Origin of the sequence: Niallia alba (assembly GCF_012933555.1) — a bacterium.
In the GTDB taxonomy this organism is placed as follows: domain Bacteria; phylum Bacillota; class Bacilli; order Bacillales; family Cytobacillaceae; genus Niallia; species Niallia alba.
This window is the reverse complement of the sequence record NZ_JABBPK010000001.1, coordinates 2,136,438-2,155,086: the sequence shown is the minus strand read 5'-3', so window position 1 is coordinate 2,155,086 and position 18,649 is coordinate 2,136,438. Positions and strand designations below refer to the sequence as shown.

General features: G+C 35.4%; 18 protein-coding genes. All 18 read right to left on the bottom strand.

Annotated features, from left to right (window positions below):
• Positions 1–10 precede the first annotated feature (10 nt).
• The 18 genes from HHU08_RS10245 to flhA all read right to left on the bottom strand — a co-directional run bounded on the left by HHU08_RS10245 (position 11) and on the right by flhA (position 18,629).
• The gene (locus HHU08_RS10245) at positions 11–1,153 is read right to left on the bottom strand and encodes a 1-deoxy-D-xylulose-5-phosphate reductoisomerase (RefSeq protein ID WP_169188382.1); all 1,143 of its coding nucleotides are present in this window, start codon (positions 1,151–1,153) and stop codon (positions 11–13) included.
• A gap of 255 nt (positions 1,154–1,408) precedes the next feature.
• Entirely contained in the window at positions 1,409–2,200 is a 792-nt protein-coding gene (locus HHU08_RS10240) for a phosphatidate cytidylyltransferase (RefSeq protein ID WP_016201156.1), read from the bottom strand.
• A gap of 19 nt (positions 2,201–2,219) precedes the next feature.
• Positions 2,220–2,996: an isoprenyl transferase gene (locus tag HHU08_RS10235; protein ID WP_016201155.1), complete on the bottom strand. Its 777-nt coding sequence runs from the start codon at positions 2,994–2,996 to the stop codon at positions 2,220–2,222.
• Positions 2,997–3,555: 559 nt separating this feature from the next.
• Positions 3,556–4,113 carry a ribosome recycling factor gene (gene frr, locus HHU08_RS10230; protein ID WP_016201154.1) on the bottom strand — a complete coding sequence of 186 codons (558 nt, stop codon included), beginning with the start codon at positions 4,111–4,113 and terminating at the stop codon, positions 3,556–3,558.
• Entirely contained in the window at positions 4,106–4,840 is a 735-nt protein-coding gene (pyrH, locus tag HHU08_RS10225) for a UMP kinase (RefSeq protein ID WP_040342548.1), read from the bottom strand. The genes frr and pyrH overlap by 8 nt, the downstream gene beginning before the upstream one ends.
• An 82-nt stretch (positions 4,841–4,922) precedes the next feature.
• A complete protein-coding gene (tsf, locus tag HHU08_RS10220; RefSeq protein ID WP_016201152.1) occupies positions 4,923–5,807 on the bottom strand; it encodes a translation elongation factor Ts in 885 nt (294 codons plus the stop codon).
• Between the two features lie 202 nt (positions 5,808–6,009).
• On the bottom strand, positions 6,010–6,711 hold the full coding sequence (rpsB, locus tag HHU08_RS10215; RefSeq protein ID WP_016201151.1) for a 30S ribosomal protein S2: 702 nt from the start codon (positions 6,709–6,711) through the stop codon (positions 6,010–6,012).
• A gap of 149 nt (positions 6,712–6,860) precedes the next feature.
• Complete coding sequence (locus HHU08_RS10210) at positions 6,861–7,418, bottom strand: hypothetical protein (protein ID WP_101730018.1); 558 nt, start codon at positions 7,416–7,418, stop codon at positions 6,861–6,863.
• A gap of 9 nt (positions 7,419–7,427) precedes the next feature.
• Positions 7,428–7,739 (bottom strand): hypothetical protein, encoded by a 312-nt coding sequence (locus HHU08_RS10205; protein WP_016201149.1) that lies wholly within the window; start codon positions 7,737–7,739, stop codon positions 7,428–7,430.
• A gap of 19 nt (positions 7,740–7,758) precedes the next feature.
• Positions 7,759–8,523, bottom strand: a complete 765-nt coding sequence (locus tag HHU08_RS10200) for a FliA/WhiG family RNA polymerase sigma factor (protein WP_016201148.1) — start codon at positions 8,521–8,523, stop codon at positions 7,759–7,761.
• A gap of 797 nt (positions 8,524–9,320) precedes the next feature.
• A complete protein-coding gene (locus tag HHU08_RS10195; protein ID WP_016201147.1) occupies positions 9,321–9,818 on the bottom strand; it encodes a chemotaxis protein CheD in 498 nt (165 codons plus the stop codon).
• Positions 9,811–10,452, bottom strand: coding sequence for a chemotaxis protein CheC (locus tag HHU08_RS10190; RefSeq protein WP_101730020.1), 642 nt, complete (start codon positions 10,450–10,452; stop codon positions 9,811–9,813). The genes HHU08_RS10195 and HHU08_RS10190 overlap by 8 nt, the downstream gene beginning before the upstream one ends.
• 2 nt (positions 10,453–10,454) lie before the next feature.
• Positions 10,455–10,931: a chemotaxis protein CheW gene (locus HHU08_RS10185; RefSeq protein WP_016201145.1), complete on the bottom strand. Its 477-nt coding sequence runs from the start codon at positions 10,929–10,931 to the stop codon at positions 10,455–10,457.
• Positions 10,932–11,321: 390 nt separating this feature from the next.
• Complete coding sequence (locus HHU08_RS10180) at positions 11,322–13,391, bottom strand: chemotaxis protein CheW (protein ID WP_101730022.1); 2,070 nt, start codon at positions 13,389–13,391, stop codon at positions 11,322–11,324.
• A gap of 20 nt (positions 13,392–13,411) precedes the next feature.
• Entirely contained in the window at positions 13,412–14,521 is a 1,110-nt protein-coding gene (locus tag HHU08_RS10175; protein WP_016201143.1) for a protein-glutamate methylesterase/protein-glutamine glutaminase, read from the bottom strand.
• Between the two features lie 9 nt (positions 14,522–14,530).
• Positions 14,531–15,409: a MinD/ParA family protein gene (locus HHU08_RS10170; protein WP_016201142.1), complete on the bottom strand. Its 879-nt coding sequence runs from the start codon at positions 15,407–15,409 to the stop codon at positions 14,531–14,533.
• Positions 15,406–16,596 (bottom strand): flagellar biosynthesis protein FlhF, encoded by a 1,191-nt coding sequence (gene flhF / locus HHU08_RS10165; protein ID WP_016201141.1) that lies wholly within the window; start codon positions 16,594–16,596, stop codon positions 15,406–15,408. The genes HHU08_RS10170 and flhF overlap by 4 nt, the downstream gene beginning before the upstream one ends.
• Positions 16,593–18,629 carry a flagellar biosynthesis protein FlhA gene (gene flhA / locus HHU08_RS10160; protein ID WP_016201140.1) on the bottom strand — a complete coding sequence of 679 codons (2,037 nt, stop codon included), beginning with the start codon at positions 18,627–18,629 and terminating at the stop codon, positions 16,593–16,595. Before flhA ends, flhF begins: the two co-directional genes overlap by 4 nt.
• Between the last annotated feature and the right edge of the window lie 20 nt (positions 18,630–18,649).

Genomic DNA, 18,649 nt, shown 5'->3' with positions numbered 1-18,649 from the left:
AACCACCTTTTTATAGAAGTGTGCTTACTCTTTTTCTTGTTTCTAAGTCTACCTCTTGGATCACTTCAAGACTAGGGTTTAGTATATTCTGATGACTATTTAGCGCTTTTTCGATTAAATCCTCAATTTGTAGAAAGCTAATTTCCTGATTCAAGAACTTTTGTACGGCTACTTCGTTTGCTGCATTCAATACAGTTGGTAAAGTTCCACCTGCTTTTCCAGCCTCATAGGCAAAACGAAGACATCTAAATCGCTCCAAATCCATATGTTGAAAGTGTAATTTTCCAATTGTAGCTAAATCTAATCGCTTCCCATGTGCTACAGGAAGACGCTCTGGAAACGCAAGAGCATATTGGATTGGTATCCGCATATCTGGGGTACCTAATTGAGCAATCACACTGCCATCCTGAAATTCTACCATGGAATGAATAATACTTTCTTTATGTAGTAATACATCTATTTTCTCATATGGAAGCCCAAATAACCAGTGTGCTTCAATTACTTCTAAACCTTTATTCATCATGGTCGCAGAATCAATCGTAATTTTTGCTCCCATTGACCAGTTTGGATGGTTTAGAGCATCTTCTATTGTAACTTTCTCTAAATCTTTTCTGCTTAGATTTCGGAAGCTTCCGCCTGAAGCAGTAATAATAAGGCGTTCAATATTCTTTTGATTTTCCCCTTGTAAACATTGAAAAATAGCAGAATGCTCACTATCAACTGGTAATACAGGTACATTATATTTTGCAGCAGCCTCCATCACAATATGCCCTGCAGTAACTAATGTTTCCTTATTTGCAATTGCTATAACCTTTTTAGCTTCAATTGCTTGTAGCGTTGGATGGAGACCCACGCTTCCAATTACTGCATTCACGAGTATATCCGCTTTATCGAAAACAGCTACCTCAACCAAGCCTTCCATTCCATAGCTAAAACGTATAGTCGGAAAGATTTGTTTTAATTGGTCATAATCTTGTTTTTCGGCAACAGAAACAAGCGATGGTCTAAATTTTTGGATTATCTTTTTTGTAAGTTCCATATTTCTTCCTGATGAAAAGGCAACTAACTGGAACATGTCAGGATGATTTTTAATAACATCCAAGGTTTGCGTTCCAATCGAACCAGTTGCCCCAAGCAAACTAATATACTTCACTACCTCACTCCTACACCCATATTTCCTACTATTTATTTTAAATTAGGCTGTTCTCGTATAGTTTGTTGCTATTACCCGCAGCCGGAATACACTTCGCTTTCCGTGGGGCTAAGCTTAAGCCTCCTCAGCTTTGCCTCCGGGGTCTCAGACTGTCTCGCTAATCCCACAGGAGTCTACGTGTATTCTGGCTGCTCCATTTTTCCAACTAATTCTTTTCTCCTATTGAAAAAACAACGATTTTTAAAAAAAACAACCTTAAATTAAATCAAGAAATCGTTCAAAGATAAAATAAAGAAGTGGCCAGACAAAAATAAGGCTATCAAAACGATCAAGAATCCCGCCATGTCCTGGTAATAAACTACCAGAGTCTTTTACATCATAATAACGTTTTAACGCTGATTCTGTTAAATCCCCAATTTGTCCAAAAATAGATAAAATAACGGTAGTAAAAGCAAAGCCTATAGACCATTGTATGTAGTCAAACACACTAAATAGAACTCCTACCACTAAAGCACATAGAATACCACCTAAAAAACCTTCTACGGTTTTATTTGGACTGATTTCCGGCCATAGCTTTCTCTTACCAATAGCTTTACCAATAAAATATGCGCCAGAATCAGTTGCCCAAATGATAAATAAGGAATAAATAAGATACGCTAAATGCGTTTCTCTAATTTCAATGAAGAAATGAAAACCTGTTCCTATGTAAATAACAGCTAATATGGAGAATGCAACATCATCAAAGGTAAATCGATTTTTAGAAAAAACCATATAAGTTAAATATAACAAAACAGCAATTAAACCAATTTCTATTTTTGTCATATTCAAATTAGCAAGATAATGGTTTGGCAATACTATCATCCATACCGCTAATAATGATAGTAGCCCTGGAACAGAAAAAAAGGATATTTTTCTCATCCGATACATTTCAAATATACCGACTCCAACTAATAGAAAAGTAAACAACACTAATGGTAGTTTCCCAATTAATACAAACGGTAAAAATACGGCTATTGCAATAACTGCTGTAATGATTCTTTGCTTCATCTCTCTAACCCAACTCTCTTCAGACTCCACCAAAACGGCGTTGTCTGTTTTGAAATTCTTCGATTGCTTCGATTAAATGTAGTTCACTGAAATCCGGCCATAATACATCAGTAAAATATAGCTCGGAATAAGCTATTTGCCATAACATAAAATTGCTAATTCTTACTTCCCCACTTGTACGAATTAATAGATCAGGTTCAATTATTTTCCCTGTCATTAAATAAGTAGAAAACATTTCTTCTGAAAAGTTATCTATCTCTATTTTCCCCGTTTCACTGTCTTTTACAACATTTTTAACAGCATCTATGATTTCAGCCCGAGAGCCGTAATTTAAAGCAAAGTTTAATTGAAGACCCGTATTATACTTTGTTTGTTCCACGGCATGATTTAGCGAATTAAGTGTAGACTCCGGCAACCCTTCTGTATAACCAATAGCAGTTACTCGAACATTTTTTTCAATCAATTCAGGCAAGAACGTACCGAGAAATTGTTCAGGTAGTGACATAATATAATCTACTTCCGATTTTGGCCTTTTCCAATTCTCTGTGGAAAAAGCATATAAAGTTAACACTTTAATTCCAAGATCATTTGCACTTGTTGTAATTCGCTTTACACATTTCATTCCTTCATGATGGCCGGCAATTCTAGGCAAGGTTCTTTTTTTTGCCCATCGACCGTTTCCATCCATGATAATTGCAACATGTTCTGGAATTTGTCGCATTTTAAGTGCTGATATACGGTCTTGGAGATTAGAAGAAACAGGTTTCTTCTTCCATAACCTTATTTTGTTAAACATAAAATAGCTCCTCCAAAATAGATCCCTTATGTATCCTTCTATTAACAGTAATATACATACGGTAAATGACCTGTATCTATTTATATTCTCTACTAAACGATTATGATGATAATCATCAAGATAATGATATTTATTCGTTATAAACAAGGATCCACTTTTCTATTAAATTCTTTTGTCTAATAATCTTATCCAATAATAGGATAACAGAATAAGTTCCCTTTCTATATTATAGGAAAATAGTCAGCTTAAGCAACTATGAAATTAAAAACTCCCTTGTTTTGACTATTTTAGGGCAAAAGAATTAATATTTTGGACATTATTTAAATCTGGTTTTTGATGAGATGAAGAAAAAAACCCCCTATAAAGTAGAGGGTTAAATCAACATATATATAAAGCCTGTTGATTGCACCAAGGAGTTCTTGCTTTCCGTGGGGAGGGATGGTGCTCCTCGGCTTTACTTGTGGGGTCTCACACTTCCCTCATCCCCCGCGGGAATCCCGTATCCTACGCTTAATCAACTCACCATATTAAACTTCGCATTCCATAAGCTAATTTAGTGTTATACTTCTAAAATTTCTTTTTCTTTCTCTTTTGTCAAAGCATCGACTTTAACGATGTATTCGTCAGTTAATTTTTGAATATCATCATTATAACCGCGAAGATCATCTTCTGTGATATCTCCGTTTTTCTCTAATTTTTTCAAGTCATCATTACCGTCTCGACGAATATTACGAATAGCAATTTTCGCTTCTTCGGATTCTTTTTTCACATTCTTCACTAATTCCTTACGACGTTCTTCCGTTAGCATAGGAATAGAAAGACGGATAACACTTCCATCGTTAGAAGGATTTAATCCAATATCTGATTTAAGAATTGCTTTTTCAATGTCCCCAAGAATACTTTTATCATATGGTTGAATAACAAGCAATCTAGCTTCTGGAACACTGATACCAGCAAGTTGATTAATTGGTGTTGGTGCTCCATAATAATCTACGGAGATTCTGTCTAATAACGAAGCATTTGCTCTTCCAGCTCGAATACTTGCAAGTTCACGCGAATAACTTTGGATTGCTTTATCCATTCTTTCCTTTGTATTAGCGATAATTTGTTTAGGCATTATTTTTCCCCCTCACTATTGTTCCAATTGTCTCGCCCATTACAGCTCTTTTAATATTACCGTTTTCCATAATAGAGAATACAATTAACGGAATATCATTGTCCATACATAATGATGAAGCGGTTGAATCCATTACAGCTAGACCATCTTTAATGACATCAAAATAAGTAAGTTCTTCATATTTTGTAGCAGATTTATCCACTTTCGGATCTGCTGAATATACGCCGTCTACATTATTTTTTGCCATTAAAATAACATCTGCTTCAATTTCAGCAGCTCTTAGGGCAGCTGTTGTATCTGTTGAGAAATAAGGGTTTCCTGTTCCTGCTGCAAAAATCACAACACGTTTCTTCTCAAGATGGCGAATCGCACGTCTTCTAATATATGGTTCAGCTACCTGTCTCATTTCAATAGAAGATTGGACACGTGTTTCGATGCCCATTTGCTCTAAACTATCTTGAAGCGCCAATGAATTCATTACTGTAGCAAGCATTCCCATGTAATCAGCGTTAGCACGGTCCATTCCCATTTCTTCCCCGATTTTACCGCGCCAAATATTTCCGCCGCCAACTACTACAGCAGCTTCTACACCAAGATCTGCAACTTCCTTCACTTGCTGTGCTACATTTTTTATTACGCTAGGGTTAATACCAAATCCAGCTTCACCGGCTAATGCTTCCCCACTTAATTTCAGAACAACACGTTTATATTTTGGATTACTACTCATGGAAACCTCCGCTTTATTTTTAATATCTTGAAAAATAGGGAACACCATGGTGCCCCCTATGAAAACATTAATCGTTCACTTATTATTTCTTATTTACTTGGTTCATTACTTCTTCAGCGAAGTTATCTTCACGTTTTTCGATACCTTCTCCAACTTCGTAACGAACGAATTCACGTAAAGTTGCACCCTTAGATTCTACAAATTGACGAACCTTTTGATCTGGGTTTTTAACAAATGATTGATCAAGTACACATACATCTTCAAAATATTTACCTAAGCGGCCTTCAACCATTTTCTCAACGATATTAGCTGGTTTACCTTCGTTAAGTGCTTGTTGTGTTAATACTTCTCTCTCATGTGCCACTTCTTCTTGAGAAACTTGGTCACGAGAAACATATTTAGGGTTTAATGCAGCGATGTGCATTGCAACATCCTTAGCAGCTGATTCATCAGTAGTTCCTTCTAGAACAGTTAGAACACCAATGCGTCCGCCCATATGAAGGTAAGCACCAAATGAATCGTTATCTGTTTTTGTTTTGATTTCAAAACGACGTAAAGATAATTTTTCACCAATTTTAGCAATAGCAGCATTGATGTGTGATTCAACAGTAGTTCCTTCAATGATGTTTGAAGCATGTGCTTCTTCAACAGTTGCAGGCTTAACTGCTAAGATATGTGAAGCAAGTTCTTTTACTAAGTTTTGGAAACCTTCGTTTTTCGCAACGAAATCTGTTTCAGAGTTTACTTCAAGAATTACTGCTTCGTTTCCCTCTACTGAAATGTAAGTAGAACCTTCAGCAGCTACACGATCAGCTTTTTTAGCAGCACTTGCAATACCTTTTTCACGTAAGAAGTCAATTGCTTTATCTAAATCACCATTAGTTTCAGTAAGTGCTTTTTTACAATCCATCATTCCAGCACCAGTTTTTTCACGTAGTTCTTTTACCATTTGAGCTGTAACAGCCATAGTAATTTGCCTCCTTAAGGTTTATGTATTATTTTTTTAACCAATTTATTTCATTTTTAAGCAGGATGCTTGAAAAAAAGGTGATAAGAGGGTTGCTCTTTATCACCTTTTCCACAAGTCCCTAAACAATTACTTATTATCCATCAAGTTTATTTATCTAATGATCCTAAACTAATACGTATAACAAGTCATGCGGTTCTAATTAAGCAGTTGTTACTTCTTCGCCTTGTTTAGCTTCAAGAATAGCATCTGCCATTTTTGCAGTTAATAATTTAACAGCACGGATTGCATCATCATTCGCAGGAATAACAACATCAATTTCGTCTGGATCACAGTTAGTATCAACAATACCAACGATTGGAATATTTAATTTATGAGCTTCTGCAACTGCAATACGTTCTTTACGTGGATCTACGATGAATAAGCAGTCAGGAATTTTTTTCATATCTTTAATTCCGCCTAGGAATTTTTCTAAACGCTCAAGCTCTTTGTTTAATTGAACTACTTCTTTTTTAGGAAGTACGTCGAATGTACCATCTTCAGCCATTCTTTCAATATCTTTAAGACGCGCAATACGTTTTTGGATAGTTTCAAAGTTAGTTAAAGTTCCACCTAACCAGCGTTGGTTTACATAGTATTGACCAGAACGGATAGCTTCCTCTTTAACTGAATCTTGTGCTTGCTTTTTAGTACCAACAAAAAGAACTGTACCGCCGTTTCCAGCTAATTCTTTCACATAGTTATAAGCTTCTTCAACCTTTTTAACTGTTTTTTGAAGATCGATGATGTAAATGCCGTTACGCTCTGTGAAAATATATTTTTTCATTTTTGGGTTCCAACGGCGAGTTTGGTGACCGAAATGTACACCAGCTTCAAGTAATTGTTTCATTGAAATAACTGACATGTTTTTTCCTCCTAATGGTTTTGATTTCCTCCGCTTTTTTCATTTTTAATCAAAACTGTAAAATTACAGCACCAATGATTAAATCCAAAAGCGTGTGTATTAACACCATGTGTTAATATAGCATATGTAAACTTTGCAATCAAGTATATTTACGAATTTTGTCTAAATTTCAGTAGCAATTCCATTTCAGTCTTGCCTTTGTTTAACGATTTTGCTATTTCTTCGATACTTTTCCCTTCTGCTTGCATCGATTTTGCTATTTCAAGAATCGACTTTTTCTTCGGCTCTTTCTCTGAAGGTAGTATTAAATTCAATAACTCATTCACATCTTCTTTTTCCAAGCGATCTTCTTTTTTACTTGTCGTTTCAATAGTAGGAACCGTTTTCTGATAGACATTTAGCATTGCTTTATTCACTTTCAACTCTTTCGGCTTAAAATCAGGACTTGCTGATTCATCCTTGCTTTTTTCCTCTTCTCTTTCATGTGATGACTCTTTTGGGTGAGAATAAAGTTTATCCAAGAACTGCTCATTTTCCTCTTTAATTTCCGAGATAAAAGTGGCGATCACTTCTTCCATTTCTTCTAAAGTCTTTTTCTGATCCTTTTCTAGGTCCGCAAACCGATTTTGACGAACATACAATATTACGATACAAAGAATAGCAATTAAATTTAAAGTAATACTTAAAAAAAGTAAAAAATTAACCATTTCATCCCTCTATCCACTAAAGTCGATACTTTGTCCTTTATAAGGATGTATCGTTTGTCTACTCTCTATTTCATCTAGTTCTATTTCTTCTTCGCTATTTTGTTGACCGAATACCTGTTTATCTTTTTTCTTATGAGAAGTAACTTTCCCTTTTCCTTCTCCCTTTATAACCGTTGTTCTTTTCCTTACCTCTTCCTTACCGGCTTCTTGTGAAGCAATGGAATACATTTGCTGATGTTTTTGATCCTGTTGTTCTTGTAGCTTTCCTGCATCATAAGTTCTCGGTAATGCAACTTGCATCTCTATTGCTTTTAAACTCATGTGCACCACACCCTACTCATTAAATTACTTTTTCCAATGAATGCCTTAATTTAAAAATAGCTTTTGAATGAATCTGCGATATTCTAGAAGTAGATAAGTTCATTACTTGTCCAATCTCCGTTAAGGTTAATTCCTCCTTATAAAACAAACTGATTACAAGCTGTTCTTTATCATTAAGCTCCTTAATTTTGTCTGCCATCTCTTGAACTAGCTCATCTTTTACTACTTTTTCTTCTGGTATAACCGTTTTATCATCTCGAATCGAGAAACTTTGTGCCTCTTTCTCTTCGCTCTCATTCATTTGCTCATCAATAGATAGGATATTAGCAAAAAAGTGTTCATTCATTGTTGCATACACTTCATCTACACTAGTCCCTAACTCATCAGCAATTTCTTGAACCGTAATATTTCTCATTAATTTTTGTTCAAGTTTTTCAATAGTAGCCTCAATCTTTTTTGATTTTTCCCTTGTTCCCCTTGATAGCCAATCTTCTTTACGAAGTCCATCAATTATACTACCTCTAATTCGAAAAGATGCATATGTATCAAATTTCAAGTCTCTATTCGGATCAAATCGTTGTAAAGCATCATATAAGCCCATCATTCCAAGACTTGTTAGTTCATCTCGGGATACGCTTTTTGGTAATCCTATTGAGATTCTTTGCACATGAAAACTGACTAAGGGCATATACTTTTTTATTAATTGATTGCCAGCCTCTTGATCTCTCGAATTAATCCACATTTCCCAAGCTTGCTTTTCTTCTGTTGTTGACTCCTTCGCCATTAAATACCCTCCTCTTAGAACAATGAACAAACCCAAACATATCTATAAAGTGAAACTTCCATCAGTGGGGGCTTTCCTTCCTCCCCCACTGATGGTTAGTTGAACCAATCGGACCTTTACGGGCAGTTACCACCTAGCTTCCTCGTATTCTTATAAGCTTGAGGGGGGCGTCTTACTGTCCGTGAAGAGTGGGATAAACGCAAAAGAATATAATACAACTTAACCATTTATATCCCCTTTTTTTCAACAAAAAAATCCCATTTGTGTAATAGTTCCAATAAATTACTGAATATTCTTCTTTCATACCTTTACTCTCTATGTTATATAGCATTCTATTTTACCTATTTTATTTCAACCGTCTTTATATAGATTGGCACTATTTCATTTTCTCCAATAATCAGCTTCTTTATTTTTATCATTTACATTCCTATCCATTCAGCCAAAAAATAAGAATTGTAAGCCAAAAAACCCTCACACTTTTTATGTATATATTTCACTATTGATTTTAGCAGAAGACATGATTTTTTATCTATTCTTTCTAATACCAACACTAAAAATAGGCATAAAGACCCTAATTGTTTTTCTCTATTTTTCCAACTCATTCATTTTTCCGTTTTTAAAAATAGAACTTCCCCACCTCAACTCTTATTCGATTTTTGAGGAAAGGGTCTTCATGCTAAAGATGATAAAAAAGACTAGCTCTAAATAACAGAATTCATCCCAAAATAATAAGATTGGATGCTTCAATTTAGAGCTAGTCTCATTTCTAGATAGTATTAAATAACGTATTCCCTACACTAAATAATATGAATCCCTTTATTCACGGTACGAATCGTCAATTGATGCGTAGCTGGAGAAAATTCAATCGTTCTACCGCTATTTCCACCGACATCTTCGCTAACTAATTTAATTCTTAATAATTGTAACGTATTTTTTACTGCTTCCACGTTTCTAGGACCGATTCTCATGATATCACTTGTTCCGTTGAACTGAAACATTTGTGCCCCTCCAGCAATTTTAGCTAGCATCGTGCTTTTCTTTACCCCTAATACTTCTAATCGATCTGCTAATTCTATAATCGCAGTATCAGCAAATTTCGCCTTATTAAGGCTTCCTGATTTCGCTATGGATGCTTCTGGAAGCATAATATGAGCTAAACCAGCAATTGGTTTTATTGGACTATATAAAACAATTCCAACGCATGAGCCAAGTCCTGAAGTTCGAATTGTATTAGGGGACTGCACCACATTCATATCAGCTATCCCAACTTTAATTACTGTAATTTGTTCAGTCACCATCTTTCACTCCTAATGACTGAAATAAAGGGGTAAAAGAATCTGGATCAGGTAATAAAAAGAAATGGCCATTTACAGTATTAGACAGACTTGTATTTTCCTCATTTAATTCTGTGTTGATCACAATCGCATAATCACTTACTTGAGAAAGTTCCACTAATCCATATGTAACAATAGCGCCAACCATATCAATCGCAAGGGCTGGAACAGAAGGATACAATGATAACTGGGTAAAATCAGATAAAGAGGATAAATAGGAACCTGATAAAATATTGCCTAATTCCTGTAACGCAGAAATAGATAGCTCATCATATGGTGGCGCAGCTAAGTCAACAGAAGTATCTCCGATCATATCTTGGACAAATGTCGTCGCTTGCTCTAAAGGAAGGATGAAAAACATGCTTCCTGGGATATCTCCCTCAATTCTTAAGAAAACGCCCGCAACGATATTATCTGCACCACCTGCCATTTCCATCATCTCATCAAACGTAACAATTTGAACATCTGGTACCTTCATATCAATCTTTTTATTAAGCAGCTTGGACAAAGAAGTGGCAGCATTTCCTGCTCCTATATTACCGATCTCTCTTAAAACATCTAATTTTAACGAATTTATATCATTAATATATCCCATATTTACTCATCGCTTTTTGCATTGGAATATGTTCTTAAAATATTTCGATCAAATACTTTTTCCAAATCAACAAGAATTAGTAAACGCTTATCAAGCTTCACTACCCCTTTTATATAATCGACTTCATCACCATTAATTGTCTCTGGAGCAGGCTCATAAAGCGAAGTATTGACATCTACAACATCATTAGCAGAATCAACAATAATTCCTACTTCCATATCTTCTATCATGATAATAATAATTCTTGTGCTGTCTGTGTAAGGAATTTCTTCTAAATTAAAACGAAGTCGTAAATCAATAATTGGAGTAACGACTCCTCTTAAATTAATCACACCTTTAACAAAAGGAGCGATATTTGGAATTCTAGTAATATGCATGTTCTTCTCAATCGACATCACTTCATTGACAGAGATAGCATATTCCTTCCCCTTCAGTTCAAATATTATTAGTTTTTCTTCTGTTGAAACTACATCGCTCATTTCTTTCATCCCTCTCAAGTTAACCTGTCTGCTTTACATAAAATGCAAAGCCCTATATCATCACCATCATATTGTCTAGATTAATTTATCGTAAAAAACAATGGAATATCCGCTTTTCTTCAAGGCTGTTTCGTATCGTTTGTTGCTATTAACCCATAAGTCTGAATACACTTTGCCTTCCATGGGGCATGCTATACAGGATCTCACCTGTCTCGCTAATCCCTCTGCTATCTACGTGTATTCAGACTACTCTGTAATTCTTTTTAGAAATTCCCCTATTGAAAACAAGCTTGTAGAAAACAACCTTCTTCAACATGTTTCGATCTATTAAAAAGGTCAATACTAAACGAAAAAGCTTTGTTCAAAATTCATTTATCTTTCATGTAATGATTATTTAATTAAAGCATTACAATCCATAATTAACGCTACTTGTCCATCTCCTAAGATGGTTGCTCCAGATATAGCATAAGCACTTGATAGATAAGAACCTAGTGACTTTAAGACAACCTCTTGTTGTCCAATAAATCCATCTACAACAAGTCCAGCTAATTTATCGCCTTTTCTTACAATTACAACAGAATAATAGTCACTTTCCAGTCCTGCTGAAGGAACATCAAATATATCTTTTAAGAATAGTAATGGTACCACTTTGCCACGGAAATCAATTACTGTTTGATTATGGGCATACATGACATCATTTTTATTCACAATAGCTGTCTCAATAATAGAAGACAATGGAATAGCGTATTTTTCTGCTTGAATTTCAACTAACATAACGGAAATTATCGATAAGGTTAATGGCAATTGGATAGAGAAGAGCGAGCCTTTTCCTTCCACTGATTCGATCGTAATCGAGCCACCTAAGGATTCAATCGTATTCTTTACTACATCAAGTCCTACCCCACGTCCTGAAATATCAGAGATTTGATCTGCAGTCGAAAAACCAGATGCAAATATAAGTTCAGCAATTTGAGAATCAGTTAATGTTTTAGCCATTTCTTTTGTAACGATTCCTTTATTAATCGCTTTAGAAAGAACTTTCTCTTTATTAATTCCAGCACCGTCATCTTCCAACTCAATAAAAACATGATTTCCGCTATGATAAGCACGAAGAACAACCGTTCCTTCTTCCTCTTTATTATTAGCTCTTCTTACTGCTGGCGTTTCTACTCCATGGTCAAGCGCATTTCGGATTAAATGCACTAAAGGATCACCTATTTCATCAATAACTGTACGATCAAGCTCTGTTTCGGCACCAACGATTTGCAAATTAATTTTCTTATTTAAATCACGTGCAAGCTGTCTCACCATTCTAGGGAAACGATTGAAGACAGTCTCAACAGGAACCATACGCATATTTAAGATAATATTTTGAAGATCCCCTGTGATTCTGGACATTCTCTCAACTGTCTCATGAAGCTCTTGATCTTTAAGGGTAGAGGAAATTTGCTCTAATCTTCCTCTGTCGATAACGAGTTCTTCAAATAAGTTCATGAGAATATCCAAACGCTCAATATTCACACGAATGGTTTTATTGGAAACTTTAGTCGTTGATTGCTTCTCAGCTTGTTTATTGTCTGTAGCGGTAGCCTTCTCTGGAACTTGCGGATTCATTATTTCTTTCTCCACTTCTTCCACAATCTGAGTTTCTGTTAGAACTTGTTCCTTTTGATTAACAGATTGACTATTTGTATAGAACTCTCTTACAACTACCTTTTCTACTTCTGAGACTTTCATGATAGCTGCTTCAATTTTATCTGCTGTTTCTTTTGATATAAGGGTAACCATAAAATCATACTCAAACTTTTCTTCCTCAAGTTCTTCTACTGGAGGAATCGATTTGACAACTTCTCCTAATGATTCTAAAGCTTCAAATATCATATATACCCTTGCAGCTTTTAATAAACAGTCACTTTTTAACGTAATGTTAATTTCATAAGTGAAAAAACCTTGATCAGATGATTGCTGTAATACAGTAGTTTCAAATTCATCATACTGGTTTATTGTTGCTGGTGCCTCCTGCATGACATCTACAGTGGCCGCAACCTCAGTTTCTGAAGAATTGATTTGATTTAAAGGAAGTCCTTTTTCAATTTGTATAAGCTTTTCAACAACTGCCTCTACATTTCTTTTCCCATCTCCACCACTAGCAATTGACTCCACCATTGCATCCAGATCATCAACAGCTAAGAAAATGACATCCAATATTTCTGGAGAAAAAACAATTTTCTTATTTCTTATAGCATCGAGAACATTTTCCATTTGATGGGTTAGACTTGCTAAATCCTCATAACCCATTGTTGCTGACATTCCTTTTAATGTATGAGCTGCACGGAAAATCTCATTTACTATTTTCAAATTTTCCGGGTCCTTTTCCAATTCTAATAAATGTTCATTACATGCTTGTAAGTGCTCTTTACTCTCTTCAATAAAAACTTCTAAATACTGACTCATTTCCACTTGCTTCACATCCCTTGACGTTATACATATTTCATAATAGTTTCAGCAATATGATCTACCTTCTGAACTTCATCAATATAATTCGTGGCAATAGCTGTTTTGGGCATTCCGTAAACTATACATGTTTCCTGTGACTCAGCGATAGCTTTGACATTGCCTTTTCTCGCTAACTTCTTTAACCCATCTGTTCCATCTGATCCCATTCCAGTCATAATAACTGCTATTTTTGCATAGGCTTTCAAATCACTTACCGATTCAAACATGATATCAACAGATGGTCTATGCCCATTTAGAGGGGCTGACTGGTCCAAATCAATTGCTGTATGGACACCAACTGTTTTCACCTTTAAATGCTGGCCTCCTGGAGCGATATAGGCAACTCCATTACGGATAATTTCGCCATGCTCCGCTTCCTTTACCGTAATTGCAGATAACGTATTAAGACGATTTGCAAGAGAACGGGTAAATCCTGCTGGCATGTGTTGAACGATTAAAATCGGCGCTTCTATATCACTTGGTAAATTAGTTAATACTTTCTGTAATGCCCTTGGACCACCAGTTGATGTTCCAATGATTACTATCTTTTTCATGGATTGCATCCAATCATTAGGCGAAACAGTCTTTTGGACTATTCCCTTAACATCTTCTCTTGGTTCCATTTTACTATAAGAAGTTCGTGAAGTAATAGTCTTTTTTCCTTCACTTGAGAGATTTAATAATGTTTTCGGCTTTACATTGCTTGCTAATATAACTTTTTCTACTAATTCCTGCTTTACTTTATATAAATCTAGTGAAATAGATCCAGAAGGCTTTGTAATAAAGTCGATTGCTCCTGCCTGCATGGCTTGAATGGTGCTCTCTGCTCCAACCTTCGTAATACTTGATAGCATAAGAACTGGTACAGGATGTTCATTCATAATTCGCTTTAAAGCACTTAATCCATCTAAGATGGGCATCTCGACATCAAGTGTTACAACATCAGGTGTTAATTCCTTGATTTTCTTAATACCATCTTCGCCATTCCTTGCTGTACCAATAACGGTTATTCTCGAGTCTTCGGAGAGAAAATCTGAGATTAGCTTACGCATAAATGCAGAATCATCAATAACGAGAACTTTTACTTTCTCCACTTTACTCAACTACCTTTCAAACAAAAACCTTTTTAATTTAGACACAAAAGTATGTCTATTAGTTGAATAGGATTCTGTAAACTGTTGTTTACCATATCTATCGGCAATTTCGCGCAAAGCTTTAGCTGCTTCTGATTTTTCATTATAAAAGACAAAAGGAATTTGTTTTCTTACAGCTTGTGCCACATTTTGATCATCTGGGATATATCCTAAATTAATGAGATCTCGATGGAGAAATTTCTTTACTACTTGCTGAAGCTTTTGTAAGGTTTCCACACCATCTTTTCTCGTAAATGTTCGATTTACGACTAGATATAATGGGAGTAAAGGATTTCTGGTATGAATAAATTTCATTGCCGCATAAGCGTCTGTTATAGAGGTCGGCTCAGGTGTAGTAATGACAATACAATCATCAACAGACAAAATAAATTTTAAAGAATCTGTACTGATACCCGCTCCCATGTCAAATAAAATATAATCATAGCGATTTAATAAACCTTGAAAATGCTGAAAGAAGCTATCTAACTTCTCATCCTCCATATTCACAAAATCACTTAGTCCAGACCCGCCTGCAATATACTCTAAACCATCAAATCCTTTAGTAATGATATTCTCAAAATCAATACTATTTCTAAAAAAATCAACAATAGTATATCGAGATTGGGTTCCCATTAAAATATCAATATTTCCCATACCGATATCCATATCAATAAGCAAAGTACGATATCCTTGATTATGGAGGGAAAGGGCAAAATTTAGAGAAAAGTTAGACTTTCCAACCCCACCCTTACCACTTATAATCGCCAGCGTTTTATTATTCGATTGACTTTGTCGATTTGCATTCAATTGTTCGATTTTTTTTCTTAAGATAGAAGCCTGGTCAGTCATTCTTCATCTACCTCAATTATTTTATTTACAAGCTCTAGTGGGGTTGCTGGAACTATATCATCTGGAACATTCTGCCCTGTTGTCATATAAGCAACACCTTTTTTACAAGTTACAATTAAATTAATCATTGCACCATAAGAAGACGTTTCATCTAATTTCGTAAAGACAAATGAATCAATGTTTATTGCTGAAAATTGTTTATAGATCTCTTCTAAATCCTTTTGTTTTGCTGTCATCGATAAAACGAGCAACGTTTCCATTTCCCTTTTATAATCGACCACTTGCATTAAATCTTCAACATATTTTTTATTGCGGAAATTTCTTCCTGCTGTATCAATTAAAATAACATCGCAATCCTTCAGTTTTTTTGTTGCATGTTCAAAATCTTCCATGGAATAACAAACTTCTAAAGGAACATCTAATATATTTGCATACGTTTTGAGTTGTTCGATTGCCCCAATTCTATATGTATCTGTTGTAATAAATCCTACTGTTTTTTGTTGTTTTAAAATAATATTTGCTGCAATTTTAGCCAAAGTAGTTGTTTTCCCAACACCTGTAGGTCCAATGACATTAATATATTTTTTAGATAAAGAAACTTCCCCAAAGGAATATGGGGAAATTTCTCCTAAAAGAAACGCTTGTGCCCACTTGAAAACATGAACATCTAACACATCTTCGCCAGCTGCATACCATTTAGCCACAAGATCTTTTACCAATCTAGCTTTAATCATTTCGTTGATTTCCTGTTTATCCAGCAGTTTTACTACATTTTTTATTGGTGTGGGAATAGAAAAAGACACATTATTGCTTCGTTCACCGAAAGCTTGTACATTTTGATTAATTTCATCTAATTGCTTTGCGATATCTGGAAAATCAGAAATCTTTTTTTCTTTATTTGCAATAGATGAACCAGCTTGATTAATTGGTTCTATCCGTGATGATGGTTCTTTAATTAATACAGAATTGCGCACTTCACGATTCTTCGTTTGGGGCGGGATAGGTGTATCAGAAATACTTGGATCAATGGCAGCAAGTACTTCGATATTTCTCTTTTTAAAAAGGCCTAAAAATCCCCCTGTATAAATTACTTTCGAATGGAGAATTACTGCATCATTTCCTAATTCTGCCCGGATCTTCTTCATTGCCTCTGGCATATTTGGTGCTACATACTTTTGTATTTTCATTCGATATTCACAACTCCCACACTTTGAACTTCCACATTTGCTTCTAATTCATTGTAAGATAATACTGGAACTTGTGGAAAATAACGTTCTGTCAATTGTCTCACATACATACGAACAGCAGGCGAACACAGGAGGATTGGCAACTGCTCCATTACAGATAGTTGTTCTATTTGTCCTGCAATACTCTCTAGGATAGATTGAGAAATGCTTGGGTCTAATGCTAAAAAGTTTCCATGTTCTGTTTGCTGAATATTATCTACTATTAGCTTTTCCACTTTACCTGACAAAGTTACAACCTTTAGGGAATCATTTTGATTCGTATACTGATTAGTAATTTGACGTGCTAATGACTGCCTTACATACTCAGCTAAAAGATCGGTATCTGATGTCATTTTTCCAAAATCAGCTAACGTTTCAAAAATCACTGGTAAATTGCGAATGGAGACATTTTCTCTTAACAGTTTTGCTAAAACCTTCTGAATTTCTCCAATCGACAATGGAGTCGGCGTAACTTCCTCGATTAAAATTGGATAGCTTTCCTTTACATGATCAACTAATTGTTTAGTCTCTTGTCTACCTAATAATTCATAGGCATTTGCCTTAATAACTTCTGTAATATGAGTGGAAACAACAGATGGTGGATCCACTACTGTATAGCCAAATATTTCAGCTTGTTCCTTTGTGCTCTCCGTTATCCATTTAGCTGGTAAGCCAAAAGACGGTTCAATTGTATCGATTCCTTCAATAGAATCATCATCCATACCAGGACTCATCGCTAAGTAATGGTCAAGCAATAGTTCCCCGCGTGCTCTCTCATTACCTTTTATTTTTAATCGATATTCATTAGGCTGTAATTGAATATTGTCACGAATTCGGACAACAGGAATAACTAACCCTAATTCTATTGCTAACTGCCTTCTTATCATGACTACGCGATCTAGTAAGTCTCCCCCTTGGTTAGCATCTGCAAGTGGAATCAGTCCATAGCCAAACTCAAATTCGATTGGATCTACATTCAATAAACTTACTACACTTTCTGGACTCTTTAGTTCATCTGTTTGTATTTCTTCTTCAAGGTCTTGGATTTGCTCTAAGTCCTCTTTTGGTTTTCTCGATAAATAATAAGCACCAAAAATAAGAAGTGCTGCAATTGGAATCGTTAAAAAATCATCAATCGGCGTAAATAACCCTAATAAAAAGATTGTACCACCTGCAACATACAGCATTTTAGGATATGCCATTAACTGAGAAGTGATATCTGAACCAAGATTACCTTCTGAAGCGGCTCTTGTAACGACAATCCCTGTTGCTGTTGAGATTAATAAAGCAGGGATTTGACTGACGATTCCATCTCCTACTGATAATAATGAAAAATGCTGTGCAGCATCCCCTGCCGCCATTCCAAGTTGAGTCATTCCAATTACTATTCCAAAAATCAAGTTAATAAAAACAATAATAATACCAGCAATTGCGTCCCCTTTGACGAATTTACTTGCCCCGTCCATGGAACCATAAAAATCAGCTTCTCTACTAACTTTTTCGCGACGTTGTCTTGCCTCTTGTTCTGAAATAATTCCTGCGTTTAAATCAGCGTCAATACTCATTTGCTTACCTGGCATTGCATCTAACGTAAAACGCGCAGCAACTTCTGAGACACGCTCAGACCCTTTTGTAATAACAACAAATTGAATAATAACAAGAATTAGGAAAACCACTAACCCAACAGCGATATTACCGCCAACAACGAATGTTCCAAAGGTATGGACTACCCCACCTGCATCTCCAGTAGACAAAATAGATCTTGTCGTAGATACATTAAGCCCAAGGCGAAATAAAGTTGTTAATAATAATAGTGAAGGAAAAATGGAGAATTCTAGAGCTTCACTCATATTCATTGTTAATAATAGGATGAGTAGTGCCAACGTAATATTAAGTAATATAAGAACACTTAATAACCAGGTTGGAAAGGGAATAATCAACATTGCAATAATGAGAATTACACCAATCACTACAATTAAGTCTCTTCTTGCCATTTCTTCCGCTCCTTAAAAAC

Coding starts and splice junctions, on each gene's coding strand:
- HHU08_RS10240 (WP_016201156.1), bottom strand. CDS start 2,200: ATGAAGCAAAGAATCATTACAGCAGTTATTGCAATAGCCGTATTTTTA.
- HHU08_RS10205 (WP_016201149.1), bottom strand. CDS start 7,739: ATGAGTTTAAAAGCAATAGAGATGCAAGTTGCATTACCGAGAACTTAT.
- HHU08_RS10235 (WP_016201155.1), bottom strand. CDS start 2,996: ATGTTTAACAAAATAAGGTTATGGAAGAAGAAACCTGTTTCTTCTAAT.
- HHU08_RS10210 (WP_101730018.1), bottom strand. CDS start 7,418: ATGGTTAATTTTTTACTTTTTTTAAGTATTACTTTAAATTTAATTGCT.
- frr (WP_016201154.1), bottom strand. CDS start 4,113: ATGCCTAAACAAATTATCGCTAATACAAAGGAAAGAATGGATAAAGCA.
- rpsB (WP_016201151.1), bottom strand. CDS start 6,711: ATGTCAGTTATTTCAATGAAACAATTACTTGAAGCTGGTGTACATTTC.
- HHU08_RS10190 (WP_101730020.1), bottom strand. CDS start 10,452: ATGGGATATATTAATGATATAAATTCGTTAAAATTAGATGTTTTAAGA.
- HHU08_RS10170 (WP_016201142.1), bottom strand. CDS start 15,409: ATGACTGACCAGGCTTCTATCTTAAGAAAAAAAATCGAACAATTGAAT.
- flhF (WP_016201141.1), bottom strand. CDS start 16,596: ATGAAAATACAAAAGTATGTAGCACCAAATATGCCAGAGGCAATGAAG.
- HHU08_RS10200 (WP_016201148.1), bottom strand. CDS start 8,523: ATGGCGAAGGAGTCAACAACAGAAGAAAAGCAAGCTTGGGAAATGTGG.
- HHU08_RS10185 (WP_016201145.1), bottom strand. CDS start 10,931: ATGAGCGATGTAGTTTCAACAGAAGAAAAACTAATAATATTTGAACTG.
- pyrH (WP_040342548.1), bottom strand. CDS start 4,840: ATGAGTAGTAATCCAAAATATAAACGTGTTGTTCTGAAATTAAGTGGG.
- flhA (WP_016201140.1), bottom strand. CDS start 18,629: ATGGCAAGAAGAGACTTAATTGTAGTGATTGGTGTAATTCTCATTATT.
- tsf (WP_016201152.1), bottom strand. CDS start 5,807: ATGGCTGTTACAGCTCAAATGGTAAAAGAACTACGTGAAAAAACTGGT.